Source organism: Bacteroides oleiciplenus YIT 12058, from assembly GCF_000315485.1.
Lineage (GTDB): Bacteria > Bacteroidota > Bacteroidia > Bacteroidales > Bacteroidaceae > Bacteroides > Bacteroides oleiciplenus.
Window position 1 is genome coordinate 1,474,548 of sequence record NZ_JH992940.1, and the last position, 11,060, is coordinate 1,485,607.

The 11,060-nt window shown below is 38.2% G+C and carries 12 protein-coding genes and 2 pseudogenes; all 14 read right to left on the reverse strand.

Annotation, left to right across the window (positions count from 1 at the left end; all coding sequences use genetic code 11):
* Positions 1-97 precede the first annotated feature (97 nt).
* Positions 98-1,354, reverse strand: a complete 1,257-nt coding sequence (locus tag HMPREF9447_RS06415; protein WP_009128887.1) for a hemolysin family protein — start codon at positions 1,352-1,354, stop codon at positions 98-100.
* 3 nt (positions 1,355-1,357) lie between these two features.
* Positions 1,358-2,005, reverse strand: coding sequence for an LPS export ABC transporter periplasmic protein LptC (lptC, locus tag HMPREF9447_RS06420; protein WP_009128888.1), 648 nt, complete (start codon positions 2,003-2,005; stop codon positions 1,358-1,360).
* Between the two features lie 11 nt (positions 2,006-2,016).
* On the reverse strand, positions 2,017-3,336 hold the full coding sequence (locus tag HMPREF9447_RS06425) for a tetratricopeptide repeat protein (protein WP_009128889.1): 1,320 nt from the start codon (positions 3,334-3,336) through the stop codon (positions 2,017-2,019).
* 39 nt (positions 3,337-3,375) lie between these two features.
* On the reverse strand, positions 3,376-4,638 hold the full coding sequence (locus HMPREF9447_RS06430; protein WP_009128890.1) for a PorV/PorQ family protein: 1,263 nt from the start codon (positions 4,636-4,638) through the stop codon (positions 3,376-3,378).
* The gene (locus HMPREF9447_RS06435; RefSeq protein ID WP_009128891.1) at positions 4,625-5,356 is read right to left on the reverse strand and encodes a type III pantothenate kinase; all 732 of its coding nucleotides are present in this window, start codon (positions 5,354-5,356) and stop codon (positions 4,625-4,627) included. Before HMPREF9447_RS06435 ends, HMPREF9447_RS06430 begins: the two co-directional genes overlap by 14 nt.
* Before the next feature lie 155 nt (positions 5,357-5,511).
* Entirely contained in the window at positions 5,512-5,976 is a 465-nt protein-coding gene (ndk, locus tag HMPREF9447_RS06440) for a nucleoside-diphosphate kinase (protein WP_009128892.1), read from the reverse strand.
* Positions 5,977-6,540: 564 nt separating this feature from the next.
* Positions 6,541-6,876 carry a DUF6984 family protein gene (locus HMPREF9447_RS06445; RefSeq protein WP_044137501.1) on the reverse strand — a complete coding sequence of 112 codons (336 nt, stop codon included), beginning with the start codon at positions 6,874-6,876 and terminating at the stop codon, positions 6,541-6,543.
* Position 6,877: 1 nt separating this feature from the next.
* The gene (locus HMPREF9447_RS06450; RefSeq protein ID WP_148374782.1) at positions 6,878-7,909 is read right to left on the reverse strand and encodes an RHS repeat domain-containing protein; all 1,032 of its coding nucleotides are present in this window, start codon (positions 7,907-7,909) and stop codon (positions 6,878-6,880) included.
* Between the two features lie 242 nt (positions 7,910-8,151).
* Positions 8,152-8,484, reverse strand: coding sequence for a DUF1493 family protein (locus tag HMPREF9447_RS27425; protein WP_009128895.1), 333 nt, complete (start codon positions 8,482-8,484; stop codon positions 8,152-8,154).
* Between the two features lie 170 nt (positions 8,485-8,654).
* Positions 8,655-8,921 (reverse strand): hypothetical protein, encoded by a 267-nt coding sequence (locus HMPREF9447_RS06460; RefSeq protein WP_009128896.1) that lies wholly within the window; start codon positions 8,919-8,921, stop codon positions 8,655-8,657.
* Between the two features lie 218 nt (positions 8,922-9,139).
* Positions 9,140-9,598: a DUF4304 domain-containing protein gene (locus tag HMPREF9447_RS06465; RefSeq protein ID WP_148374783.1), complete on the reverse strand. Its 459-nt coding sequence runs from the start codon at positions 9,596-9,598 to the stop codon at positions 9,140-9,142.
* Between the two features lie 95 nt (positions 9,599-9,693).
* Positions 9,694-9,777: pseudogene (locus HMPREF9447_RS29410) on the reverse strand (hypothetical protein); the annotation flags it as partial.
* A 77-nt stretch (positions 9,778-9,854) separates the two neighbouring features.
* Complete coding sequence (locus tag HMPREF9447_RS06470) at positions 9,855-10,298, reverse strand: DUF4304 domain-containing protein (RefSeq protein WP_044137507.1); 444 nt, start codon at positions 10,296-10,298, stop codon at positions 9,855-9,857.
* Positions 10,299-10,300: 2 nt separating this feature from the next.
* Positions 10,301-11,060 (reverse strand): annotated as a pseudogene (locus tag HMPREF9447_RS27430) (hypothetical protein); the annotation flags it as partial.

An 11,060-nucleotide genomic window follows, 5' to 3' on the forward strand; every position in this document is an offset into this window, starting at 1 on the left:
TATTATTATTTTCTCCAAACTTCATTTTAGCGCACGAAGATACAAAAAATGCTAATACGCATCTATTTATTCTCTAAAAAAATATACCATTCCACCATTATTCGACCACTTTAAGACGTACCAGCTCAATTTTTGTGGCAGTAACCTTAATTATTTTAAACTGAAATTTATCAATAGTCACTACCTCATGCAATTTCGGAAAACTCTGATAACGGTTCAAAATCAATCCGCCTACGGTCATATAATCATCTTCTTCCGGTAAATCAAGGTTGAATGTCTCATTCACCTTCTCTATTTCCAAACGACCGGAAAGCACATACTCACCCTCACCAATCTGCTTGCAGATATACGAAGTATTGTCATGCTCATCTTCAATATCACCAAATATCTCTTCTACCAAATCTTCCAGTGAAACAATACCCGACGTACCGCCAAACTCATCTACCACAACTGCAATAGTTTTCTTCTGCTGCATAAACAGCTTCATCAGCTTATGTGCTGCCATCGTTTCGGGCACAATGGGAACTTCTTTCACATTATTCCGCCAGTCGGCAGGATTGCGGAACATTTCAGACGAGTGGATATAACCTACCACATTATCTATATTTCCGTCATATACAATAATTTTAGAGATGCCGGACTCTACAAAAAGACTCTTCAAATCTTCCAACGAAGCAGTCAGGTCAACGGCTACAACTTCCGTGCGAGGCACAATACAATCACGTATTTTAATGCTGGAAAAATCAAGTGCATTCTGAAATATCTTCACCTCAGTGTCAAGTTCTTCTTCATCTTCAGCATTATCAATGCTGGACTGGACGAAATAATCCAAATCTACTTTTCCAAAAGCTCTTTCTTGCGCCTCTTTGTTTATCTTCATTCCAAACAGGCGCAAGAAGAGGTATGACAGTCCGGAAGCCAATTGAGACACCGGATACAAGATGACATAACAGATAATCAAGGGGAAAGCACATACTTTCAATACAAGATTAGGATTAATCTTGAATAAAGTTTTGGGGAGAAATTCACCTGTCACCAGAATAATAAGTGTAGAGATTATCGTCTGCAACAGTACTTCCACAAAATCATTGGAAATCAAATCACCCAGCAAATGAACCTTAATAATTTGCGCCATGAGGATACCATAAATAACCAGCGCAATATTATTACCTACCAGCATGGTAGAAATGAAGCTATTGGAATTACGAAAGAAATAGGAAAGGATGCGAGAAGTCAAACCCTCCTTACGTTCCATTTCAAAACGCAGTTTATCTACGGAAACAAAAGCAATCTCCATGCCCGAAAAGAAGGCAGAAAAAGCCATAGTAATCAATAAATAAATATAGGTATCCATAATTTATGGTTTGATACTGTCAATCTGCACACTGTCAGTTTGCAAACTGTCAGTAGGTGCTGTGGAATCATCATCTACGTAAAAGATGCCCTCTGGTTTTCTTATTGTATAAACAGTCATTTGTTCGTTGGAGTCGAATCCATGTCCCGTAATGATACGGTCCGGCTGTTCAATGCGGATAAACCTATCGGAATAGATTGTATGCTTATTCTGGTCCCAATAGAGCAGATCGGTTTCAAACCTCTCACCTTTCAGATTCCGAATATCTACATTGCTCATCAACTTCCATAGTTTTTGCTTATCATAATAATAAGCGGTATCCGACTTTACACTTGCTTCCACATTGAATACCGAATCAAACTTCTCCAGAAAAACGCCTTTTTCGAATGCCCAGTAGGATGGATTCTTCTTATCAAAAACCAGCCATTCTTCGGTATTGATGCGATAGCGGGTGACACCGGAGTCAGAAATCAGAGTCATCACCCCTTTCGTATCCATCACAGGCAATGAATCACGCTCAGTGATGGCGTCTCCTAAATCTTTATGACGCCCGGAACAGGCAGAAAATAAAAGAAGCATAACCACTGCCCCAAAGGCAATGGTTATGCTCAAACTTCTACAAAATAGGACGTTACTTCGTTGTGGTAACATATTTATATTTCTTATCGAACCGTTGTGCTTTCACCGATCCAGCCACCTACTGTAACGCGGTCGCCAGCTTTAATACCCAACATAAAGAGGTCTTCAGCTTTCGGTGTATAACGTGCATATGTTGAAATCAACTCATTTGCTTTATCTGCCACAGTCGGATCTACAGCTTTAGCACGTTGCAATTTATCGATAACAACAAAGTATGTACACTTATTCAACGCAGGCTCATCATTCCAGTTCGGGCTGGAAGCATAAAGCTGTGCAAGCAGAATATATGCATCACCATAATTTTCCTTAAAGCTGATAGCTTTCTGTAAATAGCTTCTGGCTTGTGACAACTTCTTCGCATTGAACAAAGAGGCAGCAACAACATAAGCTAACTGCGCTTTCTTTTCCGGATCACTTTCAAGATTCAATGCTTCATCAAAGTATTTGACTGCTGTATCAAAGTCACCTTTCTTATAAGACATATATCCACAACCTGTTGCTGCATCCGCAGTCGGGTTAATCTTATACATATAATAAGAAGCTTGGAAATATGCTTCGCTTTCAGTACACTTCATCATCTTCAGAATAGAGATAGCTTTCTTCAAATAAGTAGAGTCCGACTGATTAGCTTCAATTTTAGGACCATAAATACCTTGCAAAGATTCACAGTCAGCAGTACCGCTGTTGATAAACATTGCTACAATATTATCTTTCACTTGTTGCAAGGCCTTCTTTTTTGCAGGATCATTTTCTGCAGCAATAGCAGCATCTGCATATTCAGAGTCAGTCAGATAATCCTGAATAAATTGTTCTTTGTGGTTGGGGTCAGCTTTCAACTTGTTCAAAGACATATCTAAGAAGTAGTGTAAAATAGGGCTTTTAGAACCTTCTTTTTCAGATTCCAAAGATTCCTTCAACCAAGTATAAGCCAGATTCACATCAATATTCGGAGCATATGCAATATAACTGATAGCCTTACTTCCTTTCGTATCCCCCACAGAAGGTGTACCTTTCAAATGCTGGAAATTAGGTGTATATTGCATTCTCAAGTCATATACTTCCATCAATTCGTCGAAGTACTTCTTATAGTCGGCAGAATTACGGTCTTTTATATCACCCAAGAAAGCTGTTAATATCTTTATGCCATCATTAAAAGTATAAAACTTCAATGTCGGACAATTTTTAAGTACTTCTTTCCACGGCAAATAAGCGTCCTTAAAGTTACCTGCTCTTACTGCTTCATGAGAAATACTACTGTTCTTATTACAATCTTCAGTCTGTGCGAAAGCGCTGGTTACTCCACCCGAAAGGAGCAAGACAGCTACAAGCGTTTTAATCTTCATTGTATTTAAATTTTAGTTGTTATATTGTCTATTCTTCTTTTATTCAACCTTACGCTTCCAGAACCAACGTTCATTGAATGTCACGCCAATACAGACACGCAATGTATTCTCATTCACAAACCGGGCTTCTGTGCCTTGTGTTCTCACATATTGTGCTGAGATGCTCAACACAGAACGGCTACGTGGAAGAGGCAATCCGAAACCGGCAGTCACCCCGTATTCATTCGAAGCGCGCACACCGTCTATTTTATAATAAGGTTTGGAATAATAAGCCCCCAAACGATATTTTATATGTGCAAGATAACTTCTACCCAATTGGTTAGGTATATATTCCGCACCCAAAGCAATCTTCGCACGATTACAGAAAGCAGCCGGATCATTCATGAATGTCACACTATTCCATTTCTGGAACATCACATCCATACCTACCGTCAGTCGATCATCATATACATACGTCACACCGGCCCCCAAAGTCATAGGAATACCCATCGTCAATACCGTATCCCGTTGCGTTGTGCTATAGCCAGTATTCTGATTACCAAGCTGTTCCTGTACATATGAGTCATTACTCAAATTATGTCCTGGCGAGAAGACAACCCCCAAAGTGGCAGCATGTTTCTTACCAAATTGGTGTGTATATTGTGCGCCAAAATCAAGTTTATAGCTTGTAATCTCTATTCCGGTAACCGTTGTCAACGGCATTACAGTCGCATCAGACGGAAATGTCTGGTAACGGCTATGTGAGATATCCCCCCAAAGATACGAAATATTCGCACCAACGGAAAGATTTTTAAGAATTTTAAAACCTGCGCCTAAATAAAGTTGGTGTAACCCTCCTTCTCCGGAATAAGTATTTATATAAGATTTCTCGGGAATCTTCTCATTTTCAACATAGCTACCCATGCTATATCCGATATTGGAATAAGGCAACAATCCTATACTCATAGCCCCCCACTTGGAAAGACGGAACTGCATCGTAATGTAGTCAAAACTTGAGTTTTTGGCATTCATCTTGACGCCTCCATCACTAAAGTTGGTGTTCTGCATAGAAATACCCCCGTCAAACATAAAGGTCAACGAATCGACCGCTGTATAGGATGCCGGATTCGCGAAGTTGGTCTGATACTTATCACGTAAGCCATAAGCAATGCCGCCCATTGCCTTACTATTACCCGACCCTTGGTCTGCCAGCTGTCCGTATCCGTATCTTGTATAGGGAGAATTTGTATTATTTTGAGCGACCATCGCCCCAGATAATATCGTGAGCAAAAGCACCAAAAGTGTTTGTCTAAATCTTGTCATTATTATAGTTTAAAATTCGATTTAATCCTTTCAACACTAAAAATCTGTCTGCAAAGATGATACTTTTTAAGTTCGTATCAAAAGAAAAATCATCCCCGCCCGTTAAAAAAACCAAAAGTTCAGGATATTTATGTTTCATAGCCACTATGTAACCCGAAATTTCATATTCCATTCCTTTTAATACTCCCGCACGGATAGCAGTGTCAGTATCCCTCCCCATGGGGAGTTCACGCCCTTCACGCAGCACCAGCGGCAATCGCCCTGTAAACTGGTGAAGTGCCCGGAAACGCATCTGCATGCCGGGAGATATATTCCCGCCATGATAGCGTCCTGAAGCATCAACAAATTCATACGTAATGCAGGTACCGGCATCAATCACCAGAATATCTCTGTCGGGAAATTGTTCATTTGCCCCTACCACTGCCGCCATACGGTCGTATCCCAGCGTTTCAGGAGTTTCATACAAATTTTCCACCGGAAGAGGCGTTTTTTCATTCAGCCAGAGCACAGGCACAGGGAGTTTTGATAGTTGCGCCAAGGCACGTTCACTCAAATCTATGACGCTTGCTACAATCGCTTTTTCAACAGCATACCGACTACAAATATCAGGCAAACGCTCTAATGTGCTATTTGAATCATACACCACTTCCAACGGCAATGTTCCATCAAAAAGCGCCAACTTTGCCGTTGTATTTCCTATATCGACAACCAGATTCACAGCATTACTAATTAAATTTGCGGCGCAAAGATACTATTTATATAGTTTCCGGCAACATTTTATCTAAGAAGAAGAAAAAATTATCGACGAACGCTTTCATTATCCGGCGAATCTACAAGGATTAAAGACTTTTTCAGTAATACGTTTTTTTTCTATCAATATTCATCGTTAGCGTAAAGGAAACCGAAAGTGGCTTGTTCATACTCGAATATTTCTTCAGGGGCAAAGAATCTTTTCAGCTCCACTTCGGCAGCTTCAGGCGAATCGGATGCATGGACAATATTTTCCTGGAAACTCATACTGTAATCTCCGCGAATGGTTCCGGGTGCTGCTTTTCTGCCATTGGTAGCGCCAGTCAAAGCCCTCACCGCTTCAACAGCATCTACCCCTTCAAAGCAGCACACAATGACCGGACATGCCATCATCGAGTCCTTCACTCGCTGAAAGAATGGCTTTGCACTTAAATGAGCATAATGTTCATTGAGTACTTCGTCCGTCAATTGAACCATCTTCATTCCTGCTAAACGCAGGCCTTTGCGTTCGAACCTATTTGTAATCTCACCTACCAGTCCCCTCTGCAAAGTACATGGTTTCAGAATAACCAGTGTTTTTTCCATCATAATAGTCGGTTTTTTATTGAAAGTTATAGAGTTGTTTACTCTGTTCAAAAATACTATTTTTCTTTGAAACAAGGACCACTTTGATTCTTTTTATGTATATATCCGCAGTTTATTTATTGCGATAAGAAAAAAAGAATTATCTTTATTGTGCATATAATACGTAACTCATGACTATTTTAGGTATAATATACATACTTTATCTGACATTGATTGGTAGCATAATTGCCCTTTTGCTATCCACTGTAATCTTTAATATTATAAAAAGGCCCAAAACAGCAAAAGTCTTATTTATCACCTTGCTATCAATAATAATCATATTATCGACTATCTTAATATCAATCGTTTTGATATAGTAAGTGAATGTAACTTTGCTGTATTATCAAAATACCCGATACCGAAGAAATAGATACGAGCTCCCAAGTAGAAAATTACTTAAAAAGAAGAATAAATAATCCCTGCCTCTACTGATATTTTATAGCAAGAGACAGGGATATTTCAAATGAGCGGATTGAAAATCCGAATAGTCAATACAGTTGGATAACATATCCGACTAAGCGAGATGGGCTAGACATCCCTATAAGTTATAGGAATTTCAATTAATGGATTCCAATTGGTTTTCCATATATCAAGCTCATATAGCTCTCCTTTTTCGTCTAAGTATAAAGATGCTACAACTGCAATCCCATCAATGTCATCAAATAAGCAATCGCTAGCTTGAGATCCATAATGACGTTCTTTGTAATCATCTATTCCATGAGGATGCAAAGCAAGGCTTCCCATTCCTCCATCTGACAAGTCTGATACTAACAAATTACTTTTCCAGTTAAGAGGAAAAGTATTATGTGATCTACATACTAATTCTTCTAATAATTGGATTTCTAATGCTGTTGGACACCTCATTTTATTCTATTTGATGGATTCTTCCTATATTAATTTTCCCATTACCTAATTTATAAGCAGTATATTGCAACCTATGCCCCATGATCTCTATTCTTTGATTAAAAGGTTTACCCTCTACTATTTCTGTAGTTTTTTTTGCAATATCTTTCATTATAGTTTTAGTAACAACATCTCTTGACAAACCGAGTTGATCTATGTGCCTAAAAGTATGATATACTTGGTTTTCATTTTGTCCAAAAGTAATAATGCTTCTAAAACTTCTAATTGCACTTTTTGCTTTAAACAAGTTCTTTGCTGATTTCCATAGTGACACCCATTTAAACGCACTAAGTCCAGGCAAAGGAGGCTCTCCGGTAGATTGAAGTTCATTTTCCCCAATAGGCTGATAAAGAGTTTTATACAACTCTATTTTATGCCCATAAATCACAACCTGCCCATTCTCAACCTTACCTTCATAAGAATACAGCGTAGCAGTCTGGTCATTGTAAGTCAGAGCATCTGCCCCATACGCCTCATAAGCTGCAAGGAACTCCTTGTTCGACATTTGGTACCAACCATCAAAGCCATATCCGCTTATACCCTTGTTCTCGTTATAATGCTTCCAGAACTCATAAATGACATTCGGATCACTCGTACTCCAATAATCTTCCCCCGTCGGATCCACCCTATTCATCGGGTCTCCCCCGCAGTAAGTATAAGGATACGTGCCCGGATAATTACCAGCCTGAGGGTCGACGCTGATGAACATGCCTATCTTAGAGTCATAAATGCGGGCATTCATGTTGATTAGCCCGAACTCGTCGATATGCTCGTGACCCGTATATCCGCAACTGGTGATACTATTAGCATCCGCAAGCTCCGCACTACTCAGAGCAACTCCCGTCAGCGAATGGCGGCGATTGCCCCAAGCATCATAAGAGAATTTCTGAACGATACCTCCACTGTTGTAAAGCGACATCAAAGAACCCAGACGGTCGGTCAGCACTCCGTAACTGGTTTTACTACCACCGGAAGTACGGACTAAAGCAACCAAACGTCCATCGGCAAAGATATAATCTAAATCGGTAACTGCACCATTTCCTGTGTTAATATTTCGCTCAAAATCATCAAAATAGTAACGCTTACTTGAAGTAAAAAGAAGAGCAGCAGCAGAAGAAGAAGCAGAAGAAGAAACAGTTAGTGCCCGTAATCGTGCAAGTGGTCGCCCCCATATTTATAGATACATAAAGAATAAATAATCCCTGCCTCTACTGATATTTTACAGAGCATCGTTTTTCACATCATGCCGTTAGGATTCAACACATGACTTTCCATTGCATCTAATAATTCCTTTATTGTTATTTTTTTCTTTGAAGGAGAATTAATGTATTTATAGAAAAAAGGGAAAAAAAGGCCTAAAATACCTTCTGCTTCAAAATATTCGTCTAATCTAAACTTAGAAACATCTACATTAAATTTCTTACCAAAAGCTAAAATAAATTCAACAGCATCATTTCCCGTAATTCTCAAGTCACGCTCTAACAAAGTTGTCTCTCTTAGATAGCTTTCACACATTATTCCTTGACTCTCTATAAATTCCCTCAATAATATTATATTTTCATTTTTCATTGATATTTCTGATATAACGCAAAAGGTCCATATTCTTGTTCTAAATTCCAGCTTGTTGTTATAATATTATATCCAAGACTAGGAAGTTTCAGATTAAATAGATTAAAAAAATCAGAATACTCGATGCAATCGGACAACACATCCTAACTGAACGGACAGACAAATTTATTTCAAAGGTATATATTATACGTTTGAATTATTCTATCACAAATTAATTGAATATCACTATTATATTTTTTATTATTTAAGTCACATTCTAACCCCATTTCATTTATTGCGATATTACGCAAACAAGCCATTAGTTTTTTCTTATCATAACAAAATTGAAGAATTGTTGGAATATACCCTTGATATTCATCAATTGCTAATTCTGGTCCAACTCCAATAGGATCCCATTCCACTAAAATCTGATTTATCATTTCTATTTTCGTTTTCACAATTACCAAAATTAATTTACAGAGCCTATTCCTATACCTTATCTGCGATCCATATCTCCCTATAGCTCGGTCAGTGCTCCTCCTCTAACAATTACCAAAATATCTGAGACCTTAAAGTCACGGTCAATCATCTGAATCCCTGTCACTACAAATAATCCTCTTTGTAGAGACAGGGAAAAATTTAGATTAGCGTATTAAAGGTCAATGGATCAAGAATATCAACCTACCGGATATAGTCGATCCAATTCATCCTTAACTGTCGAAATTAAAAAAATACGTCCTTCATCGGCCAATTCTCTTACACCAGATACAGACAAAGCTTTCTCTTCGTATGGGATAACAAAATCATCAAAGAACTTCTTTAATGTCTGCATTCTGTCCTCATCAGACATGGTAGTATCAAAGTTGAAAAGAGAACAATACTCCTTAGGCTGCCTATCGAAAACATTCCCCATATACTTCTTTATCGTATCTTTGTCAGGAGCATATTTTTTCCCAAAAGTACCTTGTATGTATGTCTTTATATTCAATTCGTAATAATCTCCAAAATTAGATTTTTGTAGTTGAAGTACGAATATGCATTCAGAACTTTCTTTATAACATCCACCAAAGGCACTCTTAAAGCCATAAGATTTAGCCATTTCACCAAATCTTTTCCGAAATTCTTTACTGTCCATAATTAATAAGTATCTAAAACTGTTGTCCATTGCCAACCTTGAAACTCCGGCATTGTTTGTAATTCATGCAAATACATCTGAAGTTGTTTTTGTCCTTACTTCATAGATCGAGGATTATATGGCTTTAGCTCATAATTTTTTTTATTAATAATATCCCAATAATTTATTCGTTTATCACTTGATAATACGAAGGATTAAAAATACCAATATTCCGTTCAGTCGGACAACACATCCGACTGAACGGAGAAATGAACAATTACTCAATCCCCAGTTCTTCTCGAACTGCAGGAGTCAAATATATCCTTTTTTCTTCAAACATCTTTATGATGCCTACCTTCGATAAAGTTTGTGTAGTAAAAGGAACGATAACATCACTAAAAGTAGCTTCTAACCTCTTGGTTCTTTCTTCATCACTCATTGTAACATCCTCTAAATCAAATATTGAATTTCCCGTAATCTGATCTATTACATGCCCAAATGAGCTTTTCATTATTTCCTTATTAATAGAATAATGCCGGTCAAAAGCCCCCTGGATATAAGCTCGCAAATTTAAATAAAACTCATTAACATAGCTTGACTTTTGAAGCCAAAATAAAGATATGCACTCGTCGTTTTCTTTATACCAACCTCCATAGGCACTTTTAAAGCCATAAGATTTAGCTATTTTACCAAATCTCTTCTTAAATTCTTTACTATCCATAATTAATAAGTATCTAGAACAGTTTTCCATTGAATATTTTTGAATTCTGGATGTCTTTGAATAACAGCAGGAGTCTGTAATTCATTCAAGTACATTTGAAGTTGCCTCAAACCTTGCTTTACAGAACGAGGATTATATGGTTTCAATTCATATATAATACCATTCTGAATATCCAAATAATCTATCCGTTTACCACTTGGCAATACAAACTCCTTTCCATATTGTCCAGCATGATAAGCACTATGCATCTTTTGTCCCAATTGCAAACTAGATTTCGTATAGGCTTTTACAACCGGCGCAGCATTTTTTGCTCCAGAGGCAAACTTAAACAAGCTCTTAACTGATTTCCACAACGAAGCCCATTTAAATGCACTAAGTCCCGGCAAAGGAGGCTCTCCGGTAATCAGGTACTCATTATTTTCAACAGGGAGATAGAAAGATTGCTTCAGCTTTATATGGCTTCCATAAATCACAACCTGCCCATTCTCAACCTTACCTTCATAAGAATACAGTGTAGCAGTCTGGTCATTGTAAGTCAGAGCATCTGCCCCATACGCCTCATAAGCTGCAAGAAACTCCTTGTTCGACATTTGGTACCAGCCATCAAAGCCATATCCGCTTATACCCTTGTTCTCGTTATAATGCTTCCAGAACTCATAAATGGCATTCGGATCACTCGTACTCCAATAATCTTCCCCCGTCGGATCCACCCTATTCATCGGGTCTCCCCCGCAGTAAGTATAAGGATACGTGCCCGGATAA

Bases quoted from the DNA above. Each gene is read 5' to 3' on its own strand.
- HMPREF9447_RS06415 (WP_009128887.1), bottom strand. From the start codon at position 1,354: ATGGATACCTATATTTATTTATTGATTACTATGGCTTTTTCTGCCTTC.
- lptC (WP_009128888.1), bottom strand. From the start codon at position 2,005: ATGTTACCACAACGAAGTAACGTCCTATTTTGTAGAAGTTTGAGCATA.
- HMPREF9447_RS06425 (WP_009128889.1), bottom strand. From the start codon at position 3,336: ATGAAGATTAAAACGCTTGTAGCTGTCTTGCTCCTTTCGGGTGGAGTA.
- HMPREF9447_RS06430 (WP_009128890.1), bottom strand. From the start codon at position 4,638: ATGACAAGATTTAGACAAACACTTTTGGTGCTTTTGCTCACGATATTA.
- ndk (WP_009128892.1), bottom strand. From the start codon at position 5,976: ATGATGGAAAAAACACTGGTTATTCTGAAACCATGTACTTTGCAGAGG.
- HMPREF9447_RS06445 (WP_044137501.1), bottom strand. From the start codon at position 6,876: ATGAGGTGTCCAACAGCATTAGAAATCCAATTATTAGAAGAATTAGTA.
- HMPREF9447_RS27425 (WP_009128895.1), bottom strand. From the start codon at position 8,484: ATGAAAAATGAAAATATAATATTATTGAGGGAATTTATAGAGAGTCAA.
- HMPREF9447_RS06465 (WP_148374783.1), bottom strand. From the start codon at position 9,598: ATGGACAGTAAAGAATTTCGGAAAAGATTTGGTGAAATGGCTAAATCT.
- HMPREF9447_RS06470 (WP_044137507.1), bottom strand. From the start codon at position 10,298: ATGGATAGTAAAGAATTTAAGAAGAGATTTGGTAAAATAGCTAAATCT.